Origin of the sequence: Rhizobium sp. 25PS6, assembly GCF_032464655.1 — a bacterium.
GTDB classification, from domain to species: Bacteria; Pseudomonadota; Alphaproteobacteria; order Rhizobiales; family Rhizobiaceae; genus Rhizobium; species Rhizobium laguerreae.
Window position 1 is genome coordinate 249395 of sequence record NZ_JAWDIV010000001.1, and the last position, 24692, is coordinate 274086.

General features: G+C 62.0%; 20 protein-coding genes. 13 read left to right on the plus strand and 7 right to left on the minus strand.

The window, feature by feature from the left end:
* Window positions 1–134 precede the first annotated feature (134 nt).
* From RWK44_RS01105 to RWK44_RS01145, 9 genes are all read left to right on the plus strand, one after another.
* Window positions 135–341, plus strand: coding sequence for a hypothetical protein (locus RWK44_RS01105; RefSeq protein ID WP_077977041.1), 207 nt, complete (start codon window positions 135–137; stop codon window positions 339–341).
* A gap of 27 nt (window positions 342–368) precedes the next feature.
* Window positions 369–4076 carry a trifunctional transcriptional regulator/proline dehydrogenase/L-glutamate gamma-semialdehyde dehydrogenase gene (gene putA, locus RWK44_RS01110; RefSeq protein ID WP_316028233.1) on the plus strand — a complete coding sequence of 1236 codons (3708 nt, stop codon included), beginning with the start codon at window positions 369–371 and terminating at the stop codon, window positions 4074–4076.
* A 158-nt stretch (window positions 4077–4234) separates the two neighbouring features.
* The gene (locus RWK44_RS01115; RefSeq protein WP_316028327.1) at window positions 4235–5245 is read left to right on the plus strand and encodes a LacI family DNA-binding transcriptional regulator; all 1011 of its coding nucleotides are present in this window, start codon (window positions 4235–4237) and stop codon (window positions 5243–5245) included.
* 43 nt (window positions 5246–5288) lie between these two features.
* The gene (locus RWK44_RS01120) at window positions 5289–6581 is read left to right on the plus strand and encodes an ABC transporter substrate-binding protein (RefSeq protein WP_316028328.1); all 1293 of its coding nucleotides are present in this window, start codon (window positions 5289–5291) and stop codon (window positions 6579–6581) included.
* Between the two features lie 74 nt (window positions 6582–6655).
* Entirely contained in the window at window positions 6656–7588 is a 933-nt protein-coding gene (locus RWK44_RS01125; protein WP_131643305.1) for a carbohydrate ABC transporter permease, read from the plus strand.
* Window positions 7581–8474, plus strand: a complete 894-nt coding sequence (locus RWK44_RS01130; protein WP_131662624.1) for a carbohydrate ABC transporter permease — start codon at window positions 7581–7583, stop codon at window positions 8472–8474. The genes RWK44_RS01125 and RWK44_RS01130 overlap by 8 nt, the downstream gene beginning before the upstream one ends.
* Before the next feature lie 2 nt (window positions 8475–8476).
* Window positions 8477–10171, plus strand: a complete 1695-nt coding sequence (locus tag RWK44_RS01135; RefSeq protein ID WP_222010367.1) for a glycoside hydrolase family 32 protein — start codon at window positions 8477–8479, stop codon at window positions 10169–10171.
* Between the two features lie 13 nt (window positions 10172–10184).
* A complete protein-coding gene (locus tag RWK44_RS01140) occupies window positions 10185–11231 on the plus strand; it encodes an ABC transporter ATP-binding protein (protein WP_316028234.1) in 1047 nt (348 codons plus the stop codon).
* Window positions 11232–11631: 400 nt separating this feature from the next.
* Complete coding sequence (locus RWK44_RS01145; RefSeq protein ID WP_168281094.1) at window positions 11632–13338, plus strand: adenylate/guanylate cyclase domain-containing protein; 1707 nt, start codon at window positions 11632–11634, stop codon at window positions 13336–13338.
* A gap of 235 nt (window positions 13339–13573) precedes the next feature.
* On the opposite strand, the gene RWK44_RS01150 is transcribed toward RWK44_RS01145, so the two are convergent.
* The 3 genes from RWK44_RS01150 to RWK44_RS01160 form a co-directional block, all read right to left on the minus strand.
* The gene (locus RWK44_RS01150) at window positions 13574–14242 is read right to left on the minus strand and encodes a hypothetical protein (protein WP_221946496.1); all 669 of its coding nucleotides are present in this window, start codon (window positions 14240–14242) and stop codon (window positions 13574–13576) included.
* Window positions 14243–14266: 24 nt separating this feature from the next.
* The gene (locus RWK44_RS01155) at window positions 14267–15667 is read right to left on the minus strand and encodes a selenium-binding protein SBP56-related protein (protein WP_316028235.1); all 1401 of its coding nucleotides are present in this window, start codon (window positions 15665–15667) and stop codon (window positions 14267–14269) included.
* Window positions 15668–16266: 599 nt separating this feature from the next.
* On the minus strand, window positions 16267–17118 hold the full coding sequence (locus tag RWK44_RS01160; RefSeq protein WP_316028236.1) for a sugar phosphate isomerase/epimerase family protein: 852 nt from the start codon (window positions 17116–17118) through the stop codon (window positions 16267–16269).
* 344 nt (window positions 17119–17462) lie between these two features.
* Here RWK44_RS01160 and RWK44_RS01165 point away from each other — a divergent pair, with 344 nt between their 5' ends.
* The 4 genes from RWK44_RS01165 to RWK44_RS01180 are packed head-to-tail and all read left to right on the plus strand — an operon-like array spanning window position 17463 to window position 21270.
* The gene (locus tag RWK44_RS01165) at window positions 17463–18350 is read left to right on the plus strand and encodes a sugar phosphate isomerase/epimerase family protein (RefSeq protein WP_316028237.1); all 888 of its coding nucleotides are present in this window, start codon (window positions 17463–17465) and stop codon (window positions 18348–18350) included.
* A gap of 59 nt (window positions 18351–18409) precedes the next feature.
* Entirely contained in the window at window positions 18410–19579 is a 1170-nt protein-coding gene (locus tag RWK44_RS01170) for a mandelate racemase/muconate lactonizing enzyme family protein (protein WP_072641670.1), read from the plus strand.
* Window positions 19580–19581: 2 nt separating this feature from the next.
* Window positions 19582–20274 carry a FadR/GntR family transcriptional regulator gene (locus tag RWK44_RS01175; RefSeq protein WP_026264551.1) on the plus strand — a complete coding sequence of 231 codons (693 nt, stop codon included), beginning with the start codon at window positions 19582–19584 and terminating at the stop codon, window positions 20272–20274.
* Between the two features lie 21 nt (window positions 20275–20295).
* Window positions 20296–21270: a hydroxyacid dehydrogenase gene (locus RWK44_RS01180; protein ID WP_168327130.1), complete on the plus strand. Its 975-nt coding sequence runs from the start codon at window positions 20296–20298 to the stop codon at window positions 21268–21270.
* A gap of 79 nt (window positions 21271–21349) precedes the next feature.
* Here RWK44_RS01180 and RWK44_RS01185 read toward each other — a convergent pair whose 3' ends face one another.
* The 4 genes from RWK44_RS01185 to RWK44_RS01200 are packed head-to-tail and all read right to left on the minus strand — an operon-like array spanning window position 21350 to window position 24691.
* Complete coding sequence (locus RWK44_RS01185; protein WP_316028238.1) at window positions 21350–22426, minus strand: ABC transporter ATP-binding protein; 1077 nt, start codon at window positions 22424–22426, stop codon at window positions 21350–21352.
* Window positions 22426–23535 carry an ABC transporter ATP-binding protein gene (locus RWK44_RS01190; protein ID WP_168281078.1) on the minus strand — a complete coding sequence of 370 codons (1110 nt, stop codon included), beginning with the start codon at window positions 23533–23535 and terminating at the stop codon, window positions 22426–22428. The genes RWK44_RS01185 and RWK44_RS01190 overlap by 1 nt, the downstream gene beginning before the upstream one ends.
* Entirely contained in the window at window positions 23532–23735 is a 204-nt protein-coding gene (locus RWK44_RS01195) for a hypothetical protein (protein ID WP_168281077.1), read from the minus strand. Before RWK44_RS01195 ends, RWK44_RS01190 begins: the two co-directional genes overlap by 4 nt.
* Window positions 23732–24691 carry a carbohydrate ABC transporter permease gene (locus RWK44_RS01200; protein WP_168281075.1) on the minus strand — a complete coding sequence of 320 codons (960 nt, stop codon included), beginning with the start codon at window positions 24689–24691 and terminating at the stop codon, window positions 23732–23734. Before RWK44_RS01200 ends, RWK44_RS01195 begins: the two co-directional genes overlap by 4 nt.
* Between the last annotated feature and the right edge of the window lies 1 nt (window position 24692).

The window sequence follows — 24692 nt, forward strand, 5'->3', positions numbered from 1 at the left end:
GGATTAATAAGTTCATACAGCCTGGAAACTGTTGAAATCAAGTGAGATTGCGATTTGCGATTATGATAGATTATCCGCCGGGCAGAAGAGTGCTGAAATCGGGATCGGTGCCGCGCTCAAAACGGGGATCATACATGCATAACAAAGAAGCGGATGACGATCGGACGCAGGATTTGCTCGCTCACTACCGGCCGCTGGCGATCAGGGCTGTGGCCGCGGCGCTCACCCTCAAGCGCGACAGACCGGATGCGCGCCCGCTGCGAGAGACGGAATATTCCGGCCCCGCCTTCACCGACGATGCGCAGTGGGACGACGAGCCCGGCATCTCGTTTATCCGTTAAACCACACCTCGATTGATAGGTACTTTCATGTTGAACGCAGCGATCGACCCCGCCTCTTCCAATGATCCGACCGACGGCGCGCCGTTTTCCGGCTTTGCCCCACCGATCCGGCCGCAATCCGAACTTCGCCAAGCCATCACGGCAGCCTATCGCCGGCCGGAAACCGAATGCCTGCCGCCGCTCGTTGCAGCAGCGCGCGTCTCCGAGGCAAAACGCTATGACATTCGCAGCACGGCCCGCAGCCTGATCGAGGCGTTGCGCGCCAAGCACAAGGGAACCGGTGTCGAAGGGCTGGTACAGGAATACTCGCTTTCCAGCCAGGAAGGTGTGGCGCTCATGTGCCTTGCCGAAGCGCTGCTGCGTATTCCCGATACCGAAACCCGGGATGCCTTGATCCGCGACAAGATCGCCGAGGGCAACTGGACCTCCCACATCGGCGGTGGAAAATCCATGTTCGTCAACGCCGCCACCTGGGGGCTCGTCGTTACCGGCAAGCTCACCTCGACAGTCAACGACCGAAGCCTGTCGGCAGCGCTGACGCGGCTGATCGCGCGCGCCGGTGAGCCGGTCATCCGTCGCGGTGTCGATATGGCGATGCGCATGATGGGTGAGCAGTTCGTCACCGGCGAAACGATTGCGGAGGCGCTGAAACGCGCCCGGCCGCTGGAAGCACGCGGCTTCCGTTATTCCTACGACATGCTGGGCGAGGCCGCGACGACGGGCGCCGACGCCGAGCGTTATTACCGGGATTACGAAAAGGCGATCCACGCCATCGGCAAGGCGTCTGACGGGCGCGGCATCTACGACGGCCCGGGCATTTCGATCAAGCTTTCGGCCCTGCATCCCCGTTACGTGAGGTCGCAGGCCGGCCGGGTGATGAGCGAGCTGCTGCCGAAGGTCAAGGCGCTGGCCGTTCTCGCCAAGACCTATGATATCGGCCTCAATATCGACGCCGAGGAGGCCGATCGGCTGGAGCTTTCGCTCGACCTCCTCGAGGAGCTTTGCTTTGCCCCTGATCTCGCCGGATGGAGCGGGCTGGGCTTCGTCGTGCAGGCCTATGGCAAGCGCTGCCCCTTCGTCCTCGACTACATCATCGATCTGGCACGCCGCTCCGAGCGTCGGGTCATGGTCCGTCTCGTCAAGGGCGCTTATTGGGATGCGGAGATCAAGCGCGCCCAGCTTGACGGTCTCGACGACTATCCAGTCTATACCCGCAAGATCTACACGGATGTCGCCTACGTCGCCTGCGCGCGCAAGCTGCTCGACGCTCCGGATGCGGTCTTCCCGCAATTTGCCACCCATAATGCGCAGACGCTCGCCACGATCTATCGTCTGGCGGGTCCTGATTTCACGGTCGGCAAATATGAGTTCCAATGCCTGCACGGCATGGGCGAACCGCTCTACGACGAGGTCGTCGGAAAGGAAAAACTCGATCGGCCCTGCCGCATTTATGCGCCTGTGGGAACGCATGAGACGCTGCTGGCCTATCTGGTTCGACGCCTTCTGGAAAATGGCGCCAATTCCTCCTTCGTGCACCGCATCTCCGATCCGAATGTCTCGGTCGAGGCGCTGATCGCCGATCCCGCCGAAATCGTCGCGGCCATGCCCGTTATGGGCGCGCCCCACGCGCAGATCGCCTCGCCGAAGGCTCTTTACGGCAACGCCCGGACCAATTCCGACGGTCTCGATCTCTCGAACGAGGCCACGCTTTTGGATTTGTCGCAGGCGCTCGCCTCCACGGCTGCGGCCCCGTGGCATGCGCTTCCCCTCCTTGCCGACGGCTCTACGGAGGGGGTGACGCGCGATGTTCTCAATCCTGCCGATCACCGGGATGTCGTCGGCACGGTGACCGAGGTGAAGGTCGAGGAGGCAGCGCGCATCGTTCGCATGGCTGCGGATCATGCGCCGCAATGGGCCGCCGTGCCGCCGGCCGAGCGTGCCGCCTGCCTGGAACGGGCCGCCGACATCATGCAGGCCCGCATCAAAGTGCTGATGGGCATCGTCATGCGCGAGGCCGGCAAATCCGCGGCCAATGCCGTCGGCGAGGTGCGTGAGGCCATCGACTTTCTGCGCTACTATGCCGAGCAGGCGCGCAAGACCCTCGGCCCCTCACATGCGCCCCTCGGCCCGATCGTCTGCATCAGCCCGTGGAATTTCCCGCTGGCGATTTTCACCGGGCAGGTCGCCGCAGCCTTGGTGGCCGGCAATCCCGTGCTTGCGAAACCGGCCGGTGTCACGCCGATCATCGCTTCGGAGAGTGTGAAGATCCTCCATGAGGCGGGCGTGCCTGTCGGTGCCCTGCAGTTCGTGCCCGGCAGCGGCCGCCTCGGCGCCGGTTTGGTCGGAGCGGAGGAGACGGCAGGCGTCATGTTTACCGGGTCGACCGAAGTTGCCCGGATGATCCAGGCGCAACTGGCCGAACGGCTGTCAGCAGGCGGCAAACCGATTCCGCTGATTGCCGAAACCGGCGGCCAGAACGGCATGATCGTCGACTCCTCGGCTTTGGCCGAGCAGGTGGTGGCCGACGTCATTGCGTCTGCCTTCGACAGCGCCGGTCAGCGCTGCTCGGCGCTCAGGGTTCTCTGCCTTCAGGACGATGTCGCCGACAGGACCCTCGCCATGCTGAAGGGCGCCTTCCGCGAGCTGACGATCGGCCGTACCGACCGGCTGAGTATCGATGTCGGCCCAGTCATCAACGACAGCGCAAAGACGGAGATCGACCAGCATATCGAGCATATGCACGGCTTAGGCCGCAAGGTGGATCAGCTGCCGCTGCCCGAAAGTGCTGCGGCGGGGACCTTCGTTCCGCCGACGATCATTGAGATCAAATCCCTGGCAGACCTGACGAGGGAGATCTTCGGCCCGGTGCTGCACGTCATCCGTTTCAAGCGAAACGGGCTCGACCGTCTGATCGACGACATCAACGCATCGGGTTATGGTCTCACATTCGGGCTTCACACCCGGCTTGATGAAACGATCGCGCATGTGACCAGCCGCATCAAGGCTGGAAACCTTTATGTCAACCGGAACATCATCGGCGCCGTCGTCGGCGTGCAGCCGTTCGGCGGCCGCGGCCTGTCGGGAACGGGTCCGAAGGCCGGTGGTCCGCTCTATATCGGCCGGCTGGTGCAGCGTGCGCCCGTGCCGCCGCAGCAGGATTCCGTTCATACGGACCTTGCCCTTCGTGACTACATCGTCTGGCTCGACAAGCAGGGGTTGTCGAGTGAGGGGGAGGTGGCGCGTGGATATGCGAGCCGCTCGGCGCTCGGATTGGAACGCGAACTCACCGGTCCGGTCGGGGAGCTCAATCTCTACGCGCTCCATCCCCGCGGCCGTATTCTCATTGTGCCGCAGACGGAAGGCGGGCTTCATCGCCAGGTCGCCGCAACCCTTTCAACCGGCAACCACATCGTCGTGGACGCGGGTTCCCTATCGAAATCAGTCCTGGCGGATCTTCCGGCGGCTGTCGCCGGCCGGATTTCCTGGACCTCGGATTGGGAGAAGGACGGGCCGTTCTCAGGCGCGCTCGTCGAAGGGGATCGCGACAGGGTTCTGGCCGTCAATCGGAAGATCGCCCACCTGCCCGGTCCGCTACTGCTGGTCCAGGCCGCGACGCCCGAGGAATTGGCGAGCGATCCCGAAGCCTATTGCCTGAACTGGCTGCTGGAGGAGGTGTCGACGTCTATCAACACCGCCGCTGCCGGCGGCAACGCAAGCCTGATGGCCATCGGCTGAGTGACAAGACGAGGGCGCAGAAAAAACGCCTTCGTCTGAAGAAGCCCGTTCCAAGGATGTTCATAGGGCAAAGGCGTGTTCCGGCGTGCGGTGCGCGTAAAAGCCGCTTGACAAAACGCGTTCGCCGCGATTATTGGGTAATCGATCACCCAAGGAGGATGGTGCGGATCGTGGCAATATCTCTTTCTGACATCGCGGAACGTGCAGGAGTCTCGGTAAAGACGGTTTCCGGCGCATTGCACGGCGGCTCCGCCCGCATGTCGGACGATACGCGCCAAAAGGTCAAGGCCATTGCGGAAGAGCTCGGCTACGTGACCAACCTTGCGGCGCGCGGCGTGCGACAGGGCTGGCTGCCGCTGGTCGGCGTCGTCTCCGACGGCCTCATCACGTCGCCCTTCGCCACCGAGATCGTACGTGGCCTCGACGGGGCGGCCCGCAGCGCCGGCATGGCGGTCTTTGCGGTCAACCACCGCAGCGGCCAGTCTATCGGCTCGGTGCTCGACGAGGTGCAGCAGTTCCGGCCGCGCGCCGTTGCTTATGCCGCCATGTACCACAAGGATGTCGCCCTGCCGGACAGGTTGGCGGGCGCCGTCGGCGTGATGATCAACTGCCGAGAGGCTGCCGGCCGCGTCACCGCGCTGGTCCCGGACGAAGAGGGCGGCGCGCGGGAGATCGTGCGTTATCTCCTCGTCGCCGGCCGCCGGCGCATCGCCTTCATCAATTTGCCGGGCATTCTCGCCGGCACGCTACGCGAGATGGGGTTTCGTGCGGCGCTTGAGGAGGCGGGCATCGACCCCGTCGGCTTGTTTCCGGCGGTGCGCCGCAGCGTCTACAGCGACCGCGCGCCAAGCCTTGTTGCCTCTCATGTGGAGGCGCTTCTGAAATCCGGTCAACGGCCGGACGCCATCCTGTGCGGCAATGACCGCGTGGCGATGGAAGTCTATGCGGCGCTTGCCCGCGCCGGCCTTCGCATCCCGGATGATATCGCGGTGGCAAGCTTCGATAACCAGGTCGAGATTGCCTCGCGGCTGGACCCGCCATTGACGACGATGGCCCTGCCGCACCGCGCCATGGGTCGCCTTGCCATGGAGATCCTCCTGGCCGAGCAGCCCGAACCGCCGCGTCTGCGGAAACTGCCGTTCCATCTGGTCGAACGGGCATCCGTCTGAAACATCGAGTGTCTAACAGGAGGAGAATATCATGAGCACGTCAATGGGTAATCGTTTACTTTCCGGACTCCTAGCGTCCGCCGCGCTGGTCGCGACCGCCGGTCTCGCCGAGGCGAAGACCGTCATCCACGTCATGCACCAGGGCGATCCCGGCTGGATGAAGGCCTATGGCGACGTTGCCACCCGCTTCGAGGCCGCCAATCCCGATGTCGACATCGAGATGATCTACGCGCCGCACGATGCCTATAACGAAAAGTTCAGCGCCGCCGTCATGGCCAAGCAGCTGCCCGATATCATGGAACTCGATGCTCCGTTCCTCGCCAATTATGTCTGGTCCGGCTATCTACAGCCCGTCAAGCCGCTCATTGACAAGGACCTGCTCGATGACATGACGGATTCGAATATCGCCCAGGGCACCTATCCGATCGACAAGGACCTCTATGCGATCGGCCTCACCGACTCCTCGGTCGTGCTCTACGGCAACAAGAAATACCTTGAAGCCATTGGCGCCCGCATTCCGAAATCGGTCGATGATGCCTGGACCCGCGAGGAATTCGAAGGCTATCTCGAAAAGCTTTCCAAGCTCGAAGGCGTGAAGTGGCCGATCGACACGTTCCGAGGTTACGGCATCAAGACCGAGTGGATCACCTATGCCTACGGCCCCCTGCTCGAAAGCGCCGGCTGCGACCTGATCGACCGCAAGACCTGGAAGGCCAGCGGCACGCTCGATGGCGAGGCCTGCGTCAAGGCGCTGACGATGATGCAGGACTGGGTGAAGAAGGGCTGGGTCGTGCCGACCTCGTCGGGCACCAACCAGTTCTACGCCGAGGGACAGCCGGCCGCGCTCGCCATGGGTGGCCACTGGTTCTACGCGGAGGCATCGGCAGCGATGAAGGACAATATCGTCGTCATGCCGCTGCCGAAGATCGGCGACAAGGGCGTGAGCCCGAACGGAACCTGGATCTGGGGCGTTTCCGCGACCTCGGAAAACCCTGAGATCGCCGGCAAGTTCCTGAGCTTCCTGCTGAAGGACAAGGAGTACCGGGAGTACGCCAAGACCCAGTCCGCCTATCCGGGCCTGAAGAGCTTCGCCGCCGAATCCCCGCTCTATGCGGAAGGCGGTCCGCTCGCCGTCGCCTTTGAGCAGGCTTCCAAGACCGCGATCGCCCGTCCGCCGCACCCGGCCTATCCGACGATCACCTCGGCCTTCATGCAGGCCGTCGACAAGATCTTCAACAGTGGTGACGCACAGGAAGCGCTGGCGGCCGCTGCCAAGAAGATCGACGAGGATATCGAGGACAACGCCGGCTACCCGCCCTTCGACGAGCAGCAGTAAGGGGTTTTGACGGGGCCGGTTCGTCCTGCCGGCCCTGGACCATCTCGGGAAGGATGACCGATGAGGAGGAAACAATGACTTTGCAACAGACCTCCACGCCCGCTCTGCGGCGTCCGGCGAAACGCCGCGACAGGCAGCGGCTCTGGCAGGAAATGGCGATGATCGCGCCTGCCTTTCTGCTTCTGGCGATATTTCTGATCACGCCGTTCCTCTTGTCCTTCTGGACGGCGATGACCAACCAGCCGCTCGTGCCGCGCCCGACTCCGGTGCGCTTCGTCGGTCTGCTGAATTTCGAGCGCGTCTTCACCGATCCGCTGTTTTGGACCTCGCTGTGGAACGTCACGCGCTTCACCGTCTGGGTGCTGCCGCTGCAGTGCGGCCTCGCCTTCCTGACCGCGCTACTCCTGCATCAGAAGCTGCCGATGCAAAACCTGCTGCGCGGCCTGTTCTTCCTGCCGGCGATTACCTCCATGGTGGTGGTCTGCGTCATCTGGGGCACGCTGTTCCAGTATCCGAGCGGCCCGCTCAACCAGATCGTCGGTTTCCTTTCCGGCGGCACGATCCAGCCGATCGACTGGCTCGGCGACCCCAACTGGGCGATGTTTTCCATCGTGTTGCTTTCAGCCTGGCAGGCCTATGGCTTTCAGATGATCATCTATCTCGCCGGCCTGCAGGGCATTCCCGAAGAACTATACGATGCCGCCCGCATCGACGGGGCAAGTGCGCTGCGCCGCTTCTGGCACGTCACCATGCCCGGCCTTCGCCCGACCCATGTCTTCGTGCTTGTTATCACGACCATCCAGGCCTTCAAGCTTTATACGCAGGTGGCGATCCTCACCCAGGGCGGCCCGAACGAAAGCACCGAAACCGTTGTCCACTACATGGTGCGCGCCGGCTTCGAGGAGCAGAAACTCGGCTACGCATCGGCCGTTTCCGTCATCCTCTTCGTCATCGTTCTTCTGATCGCGCTCCTGCAACGCAAACTCCTGAGGCGCTTCGATGTCTGATCTCGCTTTGAGCCAGCCCGTCCCGCTGGCAATCGCAAGGGGCAACGGCAAGAGAAACCTGCGCATCGTGCAGAGCCTCTGCATCCTGGTCATCGCGCTGGTGATGATCTCGCCGCTGTTCATGCTGCTGATCGCCAGCCTGAAGGACGACCGCTTCCGCATCCTCGCCGACATGGGCAGCTTCCGCGCCTTCTGGGTCAGCGACCCGACGCTGTCGAATTACAAGGAGATCGCCCATTTCTCCGGCGAGCTGGCATACGGCCGATATCTCTTCAATTCGCTGGTGATCCTCGCCGCCACAGTCGTCTCGGGTCTGGTCGTCAACTCTATGGCGGGCTTCGTTCTCGCCTGGGGTTCGCTGCGCGGCAAGGCGGCGCTCTTGGCGCTGGTCGTCGCGCTCTATGTCATCCCGCAGGAAAGCATCATCATGCCGCTCGTCGTCATGATGTCGCGGGCGGGGCTGACGGATACATTCGCGGTGCAGATCCTGCCCTGGGTGGCAAGCCCGCTTTATGTCTTCCTCTTCTACCAGTTCTTCGCGCAGCTGCCGAAAGAACTCTATGAAGCGGCGGAAATGGACGGCGCATCGGCCTTCCGCATCTACCGGTCGATCTACATGCCGCTCAGCCTGCCGGCGCTCGCCACGGTCTCGATCCTCATGGGCATCGAAAGCTGGAACCAGTATCTCTGGCCGACGCTGGTCACCCAGACCGACTATGCTCGGCCGATTGCCGTCGCCATCGCCACCTTCTTCGGACAGGACAGCATCTACTGGGACCGCGCCATGGCCGCCTCGGTGCTGATGATGATCCCCGTCCTCATTCTCTATCTGGCTTTCCAGCGCTGGTTCGTCAGTTCATTCGTCGGCTCCGCCGTGAAAGGTTGATCATGTCTCTGCAGGCAAAATCCGAAACGTCAGCACCTGAAACCATTGAAGCGGAACTGCCCGAAGGCACGGTGCTGCATCTCTGGCTGAAGGCGCGCCATGCCGGCGGCGAGGCGAAGCTCTTCGTCGCCGTTGATGGCAACGACATCGGCGAGCCCTCGACCCGCCGCACGGGGGAATTTGAGTTCTTCGCTGTGACACTCGCGAAGGGCGGTCGTGCCACGCTGTCTTATGATGCGACAACCACCGCGCTCTCCGTCGTTTATGCCTTCCGACCAGAAGCCGTAATGAAGGAGGGCATCCGCGTGCTGCACAGCGATGCCCGCACCGCCGCCCCCGACGTGCCCAACAGCTACCACTTCCGCCCGCCCTTCGGCTGGATGAACGATCCGAACGGTTTTGGACGGTTCGGCGGAAACGTTCACCTCTTCTACCAGCATTATCCTCATGAGCCGCGCTGGAACACGATGCACTGGGGCCATGCCGTCTCGAGGGATTTCGTCCGCTGGAGGCATCTGCCTATGTTCCTCTTTCCGGCGGCGCATCTATCGGAAAAGGACGATGGCCGCGGCGGCGCCTTCTCCGGCTCGGCGATCCCCGGTGCCGACCCAGAGGAAATCCGCGTCTTTTACACCGAGCATGTGCGTGACCGGCAACCGGAAGAGCAAATCCAGCTTTCCGCCGTCAGCCGCGACGGCATCGTCGCCGACCCTTCGGAAATCGTGATGCCGCTGCGCCCGGAAGACTTGAACCTCACAACCGATTTCCGCGACCCCTATGTGTTCAAAGGCCCGGACGGCCGCTGGAAGATGCTGCTCGGCAGCCGCGACAGGCAGGGCGGCGTCGTACTGCTCTATGAAACCGCAGACGCGCTAGGCGCCGATGGCTGGACCTTCCTCGGCATCATCCATCGCGAGGACGGTTTCGGCATGACAGCGGCGGAATGCCCCTGCATGGTGCCGCTTTCCGGCAAAAACGCGGAAACCCGCTGGGCGCTGATCTTCGGTCTGCTCACCAGCCGCGATCCGGCCACCGGCCGCCGCAACCTCACCTCCGTCACTGTCGGCGGTTTCGATGGCCGCACCTTCACTGCGGAGTTCGAGCAGGAGTTGGATTTCGGTTCGGATGCCTATGCCTTTCAGGCCTTCGTTGATGGCGACGAGCCGGTCGGCATCGCCTGGCTCGCCAACTGGACGGATTTTTCCAAGAAGGACGATTTCCCGACGGCCATGACCCTTCCGCGCCGGATGCTCCTCGCTGGCAACACCGTGCTGACCCCGCCGGTCGCAGCCGTCGAAAGCCTGCGCCATCAGTTGCTGGACGACACCGCGCTTGCCGCCGGCAAGACCGTGCCGCTCGGCACCGGCGCCGTCGAGATCGTACTTGATCTCACCGAGCCGGGCGCCGCCTTCGATCTCACCTTCGATCATCCGGACGTCGATCTAGGAGTGAAAGTCGATGCCGATGGTCTGGCGATTGTCTTCGACGCCCGCACCGGTATGACGCCGCCACGTTACGTCGCCACCGGCGCGAAACCGTCGAGCCTGCGCATCTTCCTCGATGCCGGCTCCATCGAGGTCTTCGCTGACAACGGCCGCTGGACGGGATCCAAACGGATTCCGGGCTTTGCCGCCGCACGTTCGGCAACGCTCACCGGCGCCGTCGCCGGGGCCGGCGTCTGGCAACTGAAACTGTGAGGAGGGACAGATAATGGCATCAGTAGTAATCGACCGGGTTCTGAAGCAATACGGCGCGGCCTCCGTTATCCACGGGGTTTCCGCGGATATCGAGGACGGTGAGTTCGTCACGCTCGTCGGTCCGTCCGGCTGCGGCAAGTCCACGCTTCTGCGCATGCTGGCGGGGCTAGAGGATATCAGCGGCGGTGAAATCCGCATCGACGGTCGCGTCATGAACGACGTCGCGCCGAAGGAGCGCGATATCGCCATGGTGTTCCAGTCCTACGCGCTCTATCCGCATATGACGGTGCGCGAAAATATGGGCTTTGCCCTGAAGCTGCAGGGGCGCGATAAGGCGACAATCAACAAGCTGGTGAGCGAAGCCGCCGGCATTCTCGCACTTGAACCCCTGCTGGAGCGCCTGCCGAAACAGCTTTCCGGCGGCCAGCGCCAGCGCGTCGCCATGGGCCGCGCCATCGTACGCCATCCGAAAGTGTTCCTCTTTGACGAACCGCTGTCCAACCTCGACGCCAAGCTGCGGGTGACCATGCGCAGCGAGATCAAGGAGCTGCATCAGCGCCTTGGCACGACCATTGTTTACGTCACTCACGACCAGATCGAGGCGATGACCATGGCCGACAAGATCGTCGTCATGCGCGCCGGCCGCATCGAGCAGATCGGCAAGCCGCTCGATCTCTACGACCGCCCGGATAACACCTTCGTCGCCGCCTTCATCGGCTCGCCGTCGATGAACCTCTTCGAGGGCGGCATCAGCGACGGCGGCTTCCGTATCGAAGGCGGTGTTTCCCTGCCGCTTCCGCCGCAATTGAGCCACTGCGCGGCACGCACCTACGGCATCCGCCCGGAAGACCTCGACATTGCGGAGACGGGCATTCCGGCCACCGTACTGACTGTCGAGCCGACCGGTGCGGAGACCCATCTTTCGGTGCGCGTCGGCACGCAGACGGCAACCATCGTGCTGCACCGACGGGTGGATTTAAAACCTGACCAGCAAATCCACCTCGCGCCCAAATCCGAGAAAATCCACCTCTTCTCCGCCGAAGGCAATCGGCTAGGCTGATCCCCCGGCGCCTCCCGCTGAGCCGCGTCCGTCATTTGACGGGCGTGGTTCGGTGCCGGTGCCATCCAGCCTTGCGACATCTTAGTTTTGGGTGTTCGGCCCTTCAGTTGATCGAATTAGCCAATTGCACGGCGATCTGTTGCCACGCGCCTGCCAAACGTGCTCCGCGGGCGGTGCAGGCAGCAGCGACCGGACCGTCCCGCCCATCACCAGACGTTCAAGAACCGTCCGCTTTTCGTGGATACTCATTTCCGTGTCGTCCACCTCGACGCCGTCGGTCACAAAGAAGGATTACGGCTCGATGGAGGTGGAGATCGCCTGGATATTACCTCTTACGATTTGTTGACTTACCTGCGGTTGAACAATAACTTGCTAATTTTGTCATTAGGCTTGTCCTCACATGACGGACCAATCTATTCAGCGTCGCCTTGCCGCCATCGTCGTTGCCGATGTGGTGGGTTATACACGCCTGATGGAGGCTGATGAAGTCGCAACGCTGGCGAACCTCAGGGAACTCCGTTCTGGCGTTATCGAGCCGGCTGTAAAGCGCCACAAGGGTCGCATCTTCAAGGTCATGGGCGACGGATTCTTAATCGAATTTGGTAGCGCGGTGGACGCGGTCGCAGCAGCATTGGAAATGCAACGGGCCACCACTGCTGTTGAGGCTTCCGGAGACCGGCGCCTGCTTTTGCGTATAGGCGTCAATCTGGGAGATGTCATTGACGACGGTTCAGACATCCTCGGCGACGGCGTCAATGTCGCGGCGCGACTCGAGACGCAGGCCGCACCGGGAGGTATATGCATTTCAGCCAAAGTTCACGGCGAGATCGTCGGCAAGATCGGCGACCGGTTCTTTGATGCAGGCGAACGCTACCTAAAGAACCTGACTCGCCCGGTCCGCGTGTGGCATTGGCCGGATGCGCTGCAGAGCACATTGCCGCTGCCCGAATGTCCCTCGATCGCTGTATTGCCGTTCACGAATATGAGTGGGGATGAAGCGGACGCGCCTTTCGTCGACGGCTTGACCGAAGACCTGATCACCGACCTTTCCCGTACGGCTGGCCTGTTCGTCATCGCGCGCAATTCCGTGTATTGCTACAAGGGCAAGCCGGTCGACGTGCGGCTGGTCGCCCAGGAACTCGGCGTCCGCTACGTCCTGGAGGGGAGCGCCAGACGCACAATGGGCCGTGTCCGCATCAATGCCCAATTGATCGACGCGCTTGGCGGCCAGCACTTGTGGGCCGACCGGTTTGACAGGACGGTGGAAGATGTTTTCGAATTACAGGATGAAGTTAACGCCAAGATTGTTGAAGCCCTCGTCGGCCGGTTGACCATCCCGAAGCAGCGCAATCGGCCGAAGAACCTTGAGGCGTACGATCTGTGTGTGCGCGCGCGCCTCCTGACGGAAGAGTCGCCGCAAACTGAACGTGAGGCCTATATGCTGCTCCAACGCGCGGTCAAGCTCGAGCCATCATATGCCGAGGCGCTCGGTCTGCTCGCCTATAACCGTTGGCTTGCCTGGACTCATTTCGGCGAGCCCGAAGATCCTAACCGTCGGATGGCGGTGACGTTCGCGCAGAAGGCGGTCGACCTAGATCCCAACGATGCCGGCTGCCGTTACGTTCTGGGGACCATTTTGGCTTATGAGCGGCGATGGGAGGAATCGGAGGCCGCCTTCGCCAAGGCCCTGGAGCTGGACCCCAACCACGCCGACACCTGGGCCGCCATGTCGGACATGTCCGTGCTGGACGGCAGGGTTGCCGACGGACTAGCGCAAATCGAAAAAGCTCTGCGGCTCAATCCCCATCCAACCTGCTGGTATCTTTGTCATCTTGGGCAGGCGCAGTACGCCGCGCGTGACTATGAGGCGGCAGCCGCGACACTCCGCAGGGAAGACACGTATCGTACCAACTCACGCAAATTCCTGGCTGCTACGCTTGCGCAGTTGGGCCACCTTGAGGAGGCGCGGCGAGAAGCAGAATTGTTCCTGATCGCCCACCCTCATTTCACGATCGGCCATTGGCTCAGCTCCCAGCCGCTGCGCGATGCATCTGTACGAGATCACTTTGTCGACGGCTTTCGAAAGGCCGGCCTGCCGGAGATGTGACAGCGGGTGGGAACAATCGCGACGCGTTCGAGGACTTTATCAACGGATATGCGCTGCGCGAGAACGGTGGTCTGGATCGCAGTGCCAAGCTTCGTCAGACGCTCCACAAAACGCGTCAACCAGCCCGAGTCTCGCATGATTTTTCCGCTGGACCGCTTGCATCATGGTGGCGACGAGCCCGTAGCCGCGAATTCATCATACCGTAAGGTTGTCGTTACCATCGAGGGCCTCAGGCCTACTGAGCGAATCCGAGGCTCGCGATCCCAATTCCCCCCACCAGGATCAGGCTCGCGGCCCACACGATATCGAGATTGAACCAGCTTTGTGAGATGAACTTGGGTCCGAGCCATCGATAGACGGCAATGGCGATAACGCCGCCACTTACAATCATAGCGGCCGCGTGGACCACGGAGACGGCGGTGGCGGTGATCAGATTACCGGTCATGAGCGTGGCAGCCGCTCGGTGTCCGACATCCGGTTGCGCGGCCAAGCATAGGCCTAGATAAATCGGCACCAGCATCAGCCCGGCGCCATGCGCGGTGGCAGCCGCGAAGGACCACAACGCCAGTTGCGCCGGCGGGATACGGGCAAGAACACGCGGGTGGCGCCGGTTGATCAAGAGATAGATTCCGGCTGCGATCACGATCAACCCGGCTGCGATGCGGATCTGTCGTTCCCAGACAATTAGCGTCAGCATCGCGCCGAAGGGCAGCAGGATGCCAATCATCGCCACAAAGTGGCCCATTGCCAAAAGGCCGAGCGCCCGGAACAATTCGCTGGCACGTCTGTCCAACAGTCCGGCCGAGACGGCCAACGGCCAGCCCATGCCGGGGTTGACGCCATGATAAATGCCGCTGGCGATGACGGCCAACCAGAGAGACCCGGCAGTCGTCCACTCGCTCATCACTTCATTGATCCGAGCAGTCCGTTACACCGATGGATAGCAAAATGAATCCGTTGAGCAATCGCCGCCTTCCAAACGAATCTGGTGCGAGCGATACCCCTCGGGGAACTTGACAAAAAAGTCCTTGTCCAGGGTGATCCCACCGTTCTCGCCGACACTGCCCTTGACCATGGCTGCCGGGATGCCATCGGGATAGAATTGGTCATCCCAGGTCGAATACAGGGAGTTGGTCCAGTAAACGCGTTTGCCGTCGCGGCTGATCTCGACCATCTGCGGTCCGCCCCTGTAGTCGCCGCCGCCGGGATGCTTGGTCTTGCGCGTGATGCCGCCAATATGGACGGACCCTGCAAGCTTAGGCTTCATAGGATCGGTGACGTCATATTGGCGCATCTCACCGGTCCCCCAGCAGGATACGTAGAGGAAGCGGTCATCGAGCGATAGGTCTATGTCGGTTACCAGCGGCGGGACCGCCTCGAAGCCCTGCAAAAGCGGGGGAAGGTCATCTTTCGCGGCTGCCTCGGGCGGGATAGTCGCCGTCTTTTCGCAATGAAATTTGCCGTCCTCGCGCCACCATGTCCAGATCGATCCCTCAAGGTTTGTCGTGTCAACGACCACTCCAAGGAAACCGTATTCTTTTACCGGGTCATGGGCGGGGCGGACTTCCAGTGCCATCTGGTGATTGGCTCCCAGATCAATGGTCTGCACGTTCCTGCGTTCGCGCAAATCCCAGAAATGCACCCGGTGTCCATATTTGTTCGACAGGAGATCTTCCGGGATGATGCCCTTCTCGAACTGCGGCGGAAGTGCCCACTCGCTCGATACCATGTAGTCGCGTGGCAGGTTCCACCAGAAATCATACTGCTTGTCCTGTGGCCCACGATCGATCTCATAGCGCCCGATGACATCGAACGTCTCGCAATCCATGACAAAGATGCCGGGAGGTCCGTCGGTGCCCTCAGGGCCACCGCCCCCAAGCGTCGAGACATAAATACCTTCCGGACCGCAGTGAATCGTATGAGGCCTAGAATAGCCCGTCTTGGCAAACACTTCTTCTGGCTCGATGACCTTGTGGATTTTGGCTTTGGTCGGTCCGCCCTTGGTGTCTATTACGTAGATGCGCGAAGATCGAATACCGGGAATGATCAGAAACCGGCGCTCGAGAAACGGGTGACCGTTCAGCGGCGAAAGGGCCGAAGAGCACGCGTTCCAGCCGAAGTGGTGAAACTCGTCGCCCTTGTTTGGCATTATCACGCTATGGACGACCTTGCCGTAGTCCTTTGACTTCGGGTCTACGTCAACTATTGCTAATCCATCAGGCCGAGAGAAGTCGGGACTCAACATCAAAGTGTACGCAAAATTTTCGACTGGCGCCTGCATTGCGAGCTTGGCAGTCGCGTGGAAAGTCCGGTCTGGCCGTACAGTCATCGTCGTCCTCCCTTGGCGGGTTAAGCAGCCCGTCAGACAATCAGGGCACGACCTGCGTTTGGACGCCCGGCGAAAACGTCGAGACGCTTTGTTGTTCGCACGCTATTTTCATCCGACTTTGAAGAATCTCACGGATTCTAGAGAACTACAATCTCGATTTGCACCGGAAGAGGAATCAATGACATGGACTACAGATTCTACGAGGAGCTTGGTTGGCTTCAAAAAATCGATGCCCGGCGGCCGTGCGAAGCCATCGTTACGAGTGATACTGTTATCCCAACATTGAGCGGCCGGCGAATTCAGCATTGCCAACATGCGCACACAAGGGTGGCGAGATCATCGAGGTGACTGGCCGCTAGGTCCTGTCGGTCAATGACGCTCGGAAGTATGTGGCGGCGGCGCTTCGCCCGCCGATGTCCCTGATCTCCTGAGGGGATGTCTCCTGAGTGGACGCCTTCGGAAATCCCTCCGATATGCAAGGGAACCTGGTGCTCAATGAGAGCAGGCAGAAGTGATTGCTCAGGCGTAAGGCGTGGCCTGCCAGTGCAGCGTTCAGGCGGCGGGTTCCCTTATCGACCGCGGCGAGAATCGGTTGGTATTCATGCCGCCGCGTGCCATCCATCGCGGATATGGCGGTAGCCTTCGCGATAGACCGCTTCAGGTGTCTCGGAAAAGTCGCGCCAGACCTTTGTCGCGGCGGCGAGTTCCTTGAGCGCCCGACCGAAGGCCTCGATTGTCAGCCACCCGTCGTAGCCGCTCGCGCGAAGTGCCTTGAACGTCTCGGCCCAGGGAATGTTGCCACGCCCTGGTACGCCGCGGTCGTTCTCAGAAATGTGGACATGCACGATGCGGTCACTGTTTCGCGTGAAGGCGCCGATGGGATCGGCCTCTTCAATATTGCTGTGGAAGGTGTCGTACATGGCGCGGATATTCGGATGTCCGACCGCGTCGATATGGGTCGCAAGGTCGTCCATCGTGTTGAACAGATAACATTCGAAGCGGTTGAGCGCCTCAAGTCCGATCGTGACGCCGTGCTTTGCTGCATGATCGCCGATCGCGCGTTGCGAGGAAACCGAGCGCTTGAGTTCCGCCGCGCTCGGCCCGCTTCCGGAAAATTTGCCGAGCGTCGAATGCAGCGGCCCGCTCAGCATCGTCGCCCCAAGCGCATCGCTGCAGTCGATTGCCCATTTCACGAAGTCGATGCCGCGCTTGCGGGTCGCGGCGTCGGGGGCGATCAGGTTCATCTGCGGGTCGCCCATGGCGGAAACGGCGGTCCGTTCTAGGCCGATCCGGTCGAGCAAGGCCCCCAGCCGCCGGTAGTCGTCGGGTGCGCCCGAAAAGATCGGGATCTCGACACCATCAAACCCCGTGGCCTTGATATCGCGCAACAATGCCTCGTGTTTGCTGCCGACAGTTGTCGTCCAGAGGAACATGCACATCCCGATCTTCATCTCTCCCCCCTTCGCCTTGCGGCCATTGCGCGGCGGCTTAAGCCGATCAACATCCTCAGATCTGGTCATACCAAATTTGCGCATCAGGTCAAGCTGCGGTGCTCGCCGCTTGGAGCTAGGATTCCGTGCGTAAGTGGTGAAATGTCGTAATAGACAGCCGAATGCGCCAGATGTATTGGTGTTTCAAGGCCGTCTTGCAGAGGCTCTGGAATTGGGTTAGATCTTTCAGACAACAAGAATTGGCCAAACCAGATTGTAGCAGCAACGGGATTGGCCAGCGATAAGGTGACGTTTCGATGCCAAGCGGCTGTCGAGCGTGGCCGCAACAGCCTAGGAGGAACCTCATGCATCTTTCCACGCACAACTGGATGCGGGCGGAACCGCTCGCCGTCACGCTGAAGCGCATCAAGAAATATGGCTACGAGAGCATCGAGATATCCGGCGAACCGGCACAGTACGACGTCAACGAGACGCGTGCGCTGCTGAAGGAGCATGGCATCCGCTGCTGGGGCGCCGTTACGCTGACGCTCGGCGAGCGCAATCTTGCTGCCAGGGATGAAGGCCAGCGCGCCAGGTCGGTGGACTATGTCAAGAGCGTCATCACCATGGTCAGCGAACTCGATGGCGAGATCGTCACCCTGGTGCCGGCCACCGTCGGCAAGGTGGTGCCGGATGGGACCGAGGAGGAAGAGTGGACATGGGTGGTGGACGCTACCAAGGAGTGTTTTGCCCATGCGCAGAAGAGGGGTGTGCGCATTGCCGTCGAGCCGCTCAACCGTTTCGAGACCTATTTCTTCAACCGTGCCGCCCAAGCGCTGGCGCTCGCCGATGCCGTCAGCCCCGAATGCGGGGTGTGCCTGGATGCCTTCCACCTGAACATCGAGGAGGAAGACATGTATGAAGCGATCCGGCTCGCTGGAAAGCGCCTGTTCGATTTCCACGTCGCCGATAACAATCGTTTTGCCGCCGGCCTCGGCCATCTCGACTGGCCCAAGATCATCGGCACGCTGAAGGAGATTGGTTACGACGGCGCCGTCACCAACGAATTCGTCGCTCCGGTCGACCGGACGCCGGCCGCCAAATTTCCGGACATGGTCGAGAGAAACCCTGTCGACATACCCCCGGAGCAGCTGAAATTCATCCAGGATCACGGCTCGAGCCTTCTCACTGAGAAGTTCTACGACGATCAGATGCGGATCACTGCCGAGACGATCCTGCCGCTGATCAAGTAACGAACGGAAAGACATATGCCATGCGGCTCGCGGGCCGTGAGGGGCAGGGGATCCGAGACATGCGCATCAAGACCGTAGAGGCCTGGTGGATCAAAATTCCCATCGAGGCCAGCCGTCAGCACCGCAGCGACTTCGGCCGACTGACGACCTTCGATAGCGCGATCCTGCGGATCGAAACGGACGACGGCATCGTGGGCTGGGGAGAGGGCAAGAATGCCGCGGGCAGTGCGGGCACCTACGGCACGCTGGTCCACATGATCAACCACGAGGTGGGGCCGAAGCTCATCGGCCGCGATCCTGCCGATATCTCCACCATATGGGAGATGCTTTACAACGGCGTACGCCACGAGACGGCGGCGCGTTCGGGTCACGCCATGCCCGAGATCGCGCGGCGCGGCCTTTCCGTCGCGGCGATCAGCGCGGTCGACATAGCGCTCTGGGACATTCTCGGCAAGTCGCTCGGCGTTCCCGTCTGGAAGCTGCTGGGTGGCCGCAAGGCCGACAGGTTGCCCGCCTATGCCTCGGGCGGTTGGGAGAGTGCGGAGCGGATCGGCGATCAACTCCGGTCCTATATCGCGGCCGGCGGTTTCAAGTCAGTCAAGATGCGCGTCGGCGCGATGGATCGTGCGCCGCATGTCTCGGCATCGCGCGTGCGGGCGGCGCGCAAAGCGGTCGGGCCTAACGTCGACCTGATGGTCGATGCGCACGGGACGTATACTGTTGCCGATGCGAAGCGCTTCATCCAGATGGTTGCCGATTGCGACCTCGCCTGGTTCGAGGAGCCGGTGATAGCGGATGACAAGCCGGGCATGGCGGAGGTGCGCGCGGCTGGGAACGTGCCGATCGCTGCCGGCGAGAGCGAGGCGACGCGTTTTGCCTTCCGAGATCTTGCCATGCTTCGGGCCGCCGACATATTCCAACCGGACCCTGCCTTCTGCGGCGGCATTACGGAGGCGATGCGCATCAGTTCGCTCGCCAGCGCCTTCAATCTCCGTTTCGCGCCGCATCTCTGGGCCGGTGCGCCCTGCTTCTTTTCCGGCCTGCACTTGTGCGCGGCCTCCCCGGCAAGCTTCATCATCGAATATTCGCTCGGCGCCAATCCGATGATCCATGATCTAGTCGAGGACACTGTGTCGGTGAAAGACGGTATGATAGAGATCCCGGACAGGCCTGGCCTGGGCTTCACGATCAATCAGCGGGTCCTGGAGACTCACGCGCAAAGACAGTGACGATGAAAGAAAACTCCCTCCTCTCCGATCTCGCGGCCCATCTTTTTTCGAACTCGAGCGGCAACGGCCGTACGCCTTCGGAGCGAGAGCTTGCGGAGCATTTCGGTGTCAGCCGGGGCCAGGTTCGCGAGGCACTGGCCATTCTGGAGGCAATGCGCATCGTCGAGCGCCGGGCCAAGTCGGGCATCTATCTGACGACCACGGAGGCGAGCGTGGAGGCAATGGCGCTTTTTGCCCGCGCCGGCGTGCCGCTCGATCCCATCCTGATCTATGAGACCGTGGAGCTTCGCAAGATCCATGAGATCAAGGCCGCGGAGCTCGCCTGCGATCGGGCGACGGAGGAGAATTACCAGCACTTGCGCGATATCCTCGCGGCGTCGGAGGCGAAGCTTGCCGCCGGCGAGGGGCTGGCGCGCGAGGACCGGGATTTCCATTTGGAGATCGTCCGGGCCACCAAGAATAGCGTCTTCCATCGGGTGTGCAGCGTCTATTACGTTATGGGCGAGCACCGCCTGCCGATCTATTTTGCCGATCCCGCCCGCAGCCGGCGCTCGCATGAGGAACATATCCGCATCTACGAGGCGTTGCTTGCCCGAGACGGCAATCTTGCCCAGGCGCTGATGAGCGCGCATCTTCAAGGTGCGGAAAGCTATTGGAAGGGTCTCATCGGCGGTCCAGCTACGGCAGCCGAATAGGCGCAACCGGCGGGAGGGCCGATGAGCTTCATCTTTTCCACACATCCCCTGCACCCCGCGGCCAGGTCCATGCTTGAGGCTGCGGGTGATCTGCGCGTCGCTTCCGCGCCCGATCCCGAAACGTTGCTTAGAGAAGGCCGCGGCGCGGGCATCGTCGTCGTACGCGCGCCGATCCCGCCGGCCTTCTTCGAGGATGCGCCGGCGCTTCGCGCGGCGATCCGCCATGGCGCCGGGCTCGACATGGTGCCGATGGATGCGGCAACCCGCGCCGGCGTGCTTGTCGCCAACGTCCCGGGCGCCAATGCTTCGACTGTCGCCGAGCACGTCTTCCTCGTGACAATGGCCCTGCTTCGGCGCTTCCGGCTGATGGACCGCGAACTGCGTCAGAACGGCTGGGCGGTGGGCCGCGCCCAATCGGACACGGCCGTCGACCTCGCCGGTCGCACCATAGGCATCGTCGGTATGGGCAATGTCGGCAAGGCGATTTTCAAGATCGCGAAGTTCGGCTTCGGTCTGGAGGTGGTCGCCACGAGCCGGTCGCCGGAAAACGTGCCGGACGGCGTGCGTTTCCTGGCGATCGATGAGCTTGTTGCCACGGCCGACATCGTGGTGCTCTGCTGCCCGCTGACGCCGGAGACGACCGGCTTGCTCAATGCCGGTCGCATCGGGCGCATGAAGCCCGCGGCCATTCTGGTCAACGTCTCGCGCGGCCCGGTGATCGATGACGCGGCGTTGATCGATGCGCTACGAGATGGCCGCATCGGCGGAGCCGCGCTCGACGTCTTCGCAACGCAGCCGCTGCCGCTCGATCATCCCTATTTCGGCTTTGACAACGTCATCGTCACGCCGCATCTGGCTGGTCTGACCGAAGAGAGCATGATGCGCATGGGAACAGGCGCGGCGAGCGAAGCCCTGCGCGTCATCAAGGGCGACTTGCCCGTTAATTTGCGCAATCCCGAAGTGGTAGAACACTACCGCCGGCGCTTTCCCGCATAGCGCCCCGTCGCGACAACTTGAAACGCTGGCTGCCCCTGCCGTGCCGCCGAGACCGCTGGCATCTTTCGGACCGTTGAGGTCAGCCCGCGTGCCGCAGGCTGACACCGCTTCCGGCGTCAAACAGCACGACCTTTTCCGGATTCCATGAAAAGCGAACCTCATCCTCGATCCGAAGCGCCGTCTGTGTCGGCACGGTCGCGTGGATGAACTTCTCGCCGGTGCGCAGCGTCACGATCTTTTCGACACCATGGTTTTCCACGTCGTGGACCCGTGCTTCGCCGGGCGCGCCACTATCGAGAAAAATGTCCTCGGGACGGATGCCGAAGGTGAGCGGGCGACCATCTGTCGCGATCCCGTGTCCGTTGCCGAGGGGCAGCCGGTAGCCCTCGCTGGCCACTGCCTCGCCGCCGGCAAGCGTGCCGGCAATCAGGTTCATCGGCGGCGAACCGACTGCGCGCGCGACGAAGGTGTTGACCGGGTTTCGGTAGATCTCCTGCGGCGTACCCATCTGCACCAGTTGACCATTGTTCAGGACACCGATCTTGTCGCCCATCGACATGGCCTCTATCTGGTCGTGAGTGACGAAGAGGAAGGTCGCGCCGAGGTTCATCTGCAGGTTTTTCAGCTCGGTGCGAAGTGCTTCGCGAAGCTTGGCGTCGAGCGCCGAAAGCGGTTCGTCCATCAGGAAGACCCGCGGCTTGCGCACGATGGCCCGGCCGATCGATACGCGCTGCATCTCGCCTCCCGACAGCCGGTCCGTCTTGCGGTCGAGCAGATGCTCGATGCGCAGGGTCTTCGCAACGCGGTCTACGCGCTCCTTGATTTCTCCGGGCTCAACGCGACGGATACGGGATTTCAATGGAAATTCCAGGTTCTCCCGCACAGTATAGCGCGGGTAAAGCGAGTATTGCTGGAGCACCAGGGCCACATCGCGCTCGGCGGCACCCCAGTCGGCGACGTCCTGCCCGTCGATGAAGATCTGGCCTGCGGTCGGCTTCTCGAGACCGGCGATCAGGCGCAGCGTCGTCGTCTTGCCGGCGCCGGTCTGCCCGAGCAGCACGAAGAACTCGCCGTCAGCAATGTCGATGTTCAAGTTTTTCAGCGCCGTGTGGTTGCCGAAGGTCTTGGTGATGCCCTTGAGTTCGATATGCGCCATCAGAGTCTGATCCCCAGCGACGAGCCGGTCGCGGTGTTGAAGAAATGTGCCTGGGCGGGGTCGATGCGTGCCCAGACGGCTTCGCCGGGACCAGGCACGAAACCGCTTTTGGTGCGTGCCCTGATCATCTGGTGACCAACCTTCAGGTCCACGATGTCGTGCGAGCCGAGAGGCTCGATGATATGCGCCTCGACCGGCATGAAGCCCTCGCGGGCCTCCCGTGAGACGAGCACGCCCTCAGGCCGGACCCCGAGTGTCAGCTTGCCGTTCTCGGCCCTTGCGTCGGAGAGGCGGTTCGCCAGCACGGCGGGGAACTCGAAGCCCGTCGTCCCGTCGCCGACCTGCACGCTGGTATGGCTGCCCGTTGCGCTGATGATCGCCGGCGCCATGTTCATGACCGGGCTTCCGACGAACTGGGCGACGAACGTGTTGGCGGGTTGCGCGTAAACCTCTTCCGGCGTGCCGATCTGCTGGAGGATGCCCTCGTGCATGATGACGATGCGGTCGGCGAGCGACATGGCCTCCACCTGGTCATGCGTCACGTAGATGGTGGTTGAACCCTGCTTGATATGCAGGCGCTTGATTTCCGCCCGCATCTCCTCGCGCAGCTTCGCGTCGAGCGCACCGATCGGCTCATCCATCAGCATGGCCTTTGGCCGTCGCACCAGCGCGCGGCCGATCGCGACCCGCTGCATGTCGCCGCCTGACAGCGCCGACGGCTTGCGGGCCAGCAGACCGGTGATGCGCAGCACAGCGGCGATCTCGCGGACCGACGCATCGACATCGGCACGGCTCATCCGGGTGGCGCGGAGCGGGAAGGCGATGTTCTCGTAGACCGTCATGTGCGGATAGAGCGAGAAGGATTGGAATACCATGGCGATATCTCTGTCGGATGCCTTGATATGCTGCACCGGCTGCCCGTCGATCAGAATGTCGCCTTCGTCGATCGTCTCCAGCCCCGCGACGGCGCGCAATGTCGTCGTCTTTCCGCAGCCCGATTGTCCAAGCAGCACGATGAATTCATTGTCGGCGATGGCGAGATTAAGGTCCTTGATGACCTGGACGGCACCGAAATATTTCTGAATCCCGCGAAGTTCGATCTGCGTCATGAATGGTTGCCTTCGTCTGGTTGCGCGTCGCGGGGGATTTTGGTCGCCACCATGAAGGCGATCAGTCCGACGAGCGTCATCGTCATGCCGTAGCGGTGCAGAAACAGGTTCCAGGGCTGGCAGAGCGCGACGATGCCGAGGATCATCAGATACTGTGAAGCGGGTTCGAGATATTTCTGGTTGAAGGCGCGGAAGGTCATTTGCGGATCGCTCCGAAGCTCATGCCGCGCAGGAGATGGTTCCTGAGCAGGAAGGTGAAGATGGCGACCGGTAGCAGGAACAGGAACGTGCCGGAGGCGATTACCGTCCAGTCCGGCAGGCCTGAGCCGACCTGGCTCGGAATGAAGGGTGGAGCCGTTTGCGCGCGCCGGTTCGTCATGATCAGCGCAAAGGCATATTCGTTCCAGGCCGTGATGAAGCAGAAGACCGCAGTCGCGGCGATGCCGGTGGCCGCTTCCGGGATGACGATCTTGAAAAAGGCCTCCATCCGCGTATAGCCGTCGACGAGTGCGGCCTCCTCGTATTCCTTCGGGATCTCGTCGATGAAGCCCTTCATCAGCCAAACGGAGAAGGAAAGGTTGAAGGCAGTGTAGAGGATGATGAGGCCCCAATGCGTGTCGTTGAGGCCGACGACGCGGTACATGAGGAACATCGGGATCGCCACGACGACAGGCGGCAGCATGCGCGTCGACAGGATGAAGAAGAGAAGGTCTGCCTCCCCCTTCACTTTGAAGCGCGAGAAGCCGTAGGCAGTGAAGGTTCCCATGCCGACGGCCAGCACCGTGGACGTGATGGCGACGATCAGCGAGTTCATAAAGCGGTTCGGATAGCCGGAGGGCTGCACCTCGCCGCGCCCGGACCGGACGATCTTCTCGCCGCCGTCGAACACCATCCGCTCCCACCAGGGGGCGGCGGCATATTCTTCAGCAGTTGGCGCCCCACGTAGTTGCGAGCGCTTGGTGAAGAGCTTCACGAAGGGCGAGAGTTCCGGCTCGAAGAGCACCGTCGGTGGAATGGTGGTAGCGAGATTGCGCGGCTTGAAGGCCGTCGAGGTGATCCAGTAGATCGGCGCCAGGAAGATCAACGTGATGACCAATACGGCGGCGATCGCCACCCGGTTCAGCGCGCGTTCGGAGCGGGTTTGGACGGCAGCCATC

What these genes read in the sequence shown, in the direction of transcription:
- RWK44_RS01130 (WP_131662624.1), top strand. Translation starts at nt 7,581, where the DNA reads ATGTCTGATCTCGCTTTGAGCCAGCCCGTCCCGCTGGCAATCGCAAGG.
- RWK44_RS01140 (WP_316028234.1), top strand. Translation starts at nt 10,185, where the DNA reads ATGGCATCAGTAGTAATCGACCGGGTTCTGAAGCAATACGGCGCGGCC.
- RWK44_RS01190 (WP_168281078.1), bottom strand. Translation starts at nt 23,535, where the DNA reads ATGACGCAGATCGAACTTCGCGGGATTCAGAAATATTTCGGTGCCGTC.
- RWK44_RS01135 (WP_222010367.1), top strand. Translation starts at nt 8,477, where the DNA reads ATGTCTCTGCAGGCAAAATCCGAAACGTCAGCACCTGAAACCATTGAA.
- RWK44_RS01195 (WP_168281077.1), bottom strand. Translation starts at nt 23,735, where the DNA reads ATGACCTTCCGCGCCTTCAACCAGAAATATCTCGAACCCGCTTCACAG.
- RWK44_RS01185 (WP_316028238.1), bottom strand. Translation starts at nt 22,426, where the DNA reads ATGGCGCATATCGAACTCAAGGGCATCACCAAGACCTTCGGCAACCAC.
- RWK44_RS01180 (WP_168327130.1), top strand. Translation starts at nt 20,296, where the DNA reads ATGAGCTTCATCTTTTCCACACATCCCCTGCACCCCGCGGCCAGGTCC.
- RWK44_RS01160 (WP_316028236.1), bottom strand. Translation starts at nt 17,118, where the DNA reads ATGAAGATCGGGATGTGCATGTTCCTCTGGACGACAACTGTCGGCAGC.
- RWK44_RS01125 (WP_131643305.1), top strand. Translation starts at nt 6,656, where the DNA reads ATGACTTTGCAACAGACCTCCACGCCCGCTCTGCGGCGTCCGGCGAAA.
- RWK44_RS01105 (WP_077977041.1), top strand. Translation starts at nt 135, where the DNA reads ATGCATAACAAAGAAGCGGATGACGATCGGACGCAGGATTTGCTCGCT.
- RWK44_RS01145 (WP_168281094.1), top strand. Translation starts at nt 11,632, where the DNA reads ATGACGGACCAATCTATTCAGCGTCGCCTTGCCGCCATCGTCGTTGCC.
- RWK44_RS01170 (WP_072641670.1), top strand. Translation starts at nt 18,410, where the DNA reads ATGCGCATCAAGACCGTAGAGGCCTGGTGGATCAAAATTCCCATCGAG.
- RWK44_RS01155 (WP_316028235.1), bottom strand. Translation starts at nt 15,667, where the DNA reads ATGACTGTACGGCCAGACCGGACTTTCCACGCGACTGCCAAGCTCGCA.
- RWK44_RS01115 (WP_316028327.1), top strand. Translation starts at nt 4,235, where the DNA reads ATGGTGCGGATCGTGGCAATATCTCTTTCTGACATCGCGGAACGTGCA.
- RWK44_RS01200 (WP_168281075.1), bottom strand. Translation starts at nt 24,691, where the DNA reads ATGGCTGCCGTCCAAACCCGCTCCGAACGCGCGCTGAACCGGGTGGCG.
- RWK44_RS01175 (WP_026264551.1), top strand. Translation starts at nt 19,582, where the DNA reads ATGAAAGAAAACTCCCTCCTCTCCGATCTCGCGGCCCATCTTTTTTCG.
- RWK44_RS01150 (WP_221946496.1), bottom strand. Translation starts at nt 14,242, where the DNA reads ATGAGCGAGTGGACGACTGCCGGGTCTCTCTGGTTGGCCGTCATCGCC.
- putA (WP_316028233.1), top strand. Translation starts at nt 369, where the DNA reads ATGTTGAACGCAGCGATCGACCCCGCCTCTTCCAATGATCCGACCGAC.
- RWK44_RS01165 (WP_316028237.1), top strand. Translation starts at nt 17,463, where the DNA reads ATGCATCTTTCCACGCACAACTGGATGCGGGCGGAACCGCTCGCCGTC.
- RWK44_RS01120 (WP_316028328.1), top strand. Translation starts at nt 5,289, where the DNA reads ATGGGTAATCGTTTACTTTCCGGACTCCTAGCGTCCGCCGCGCTGGTC.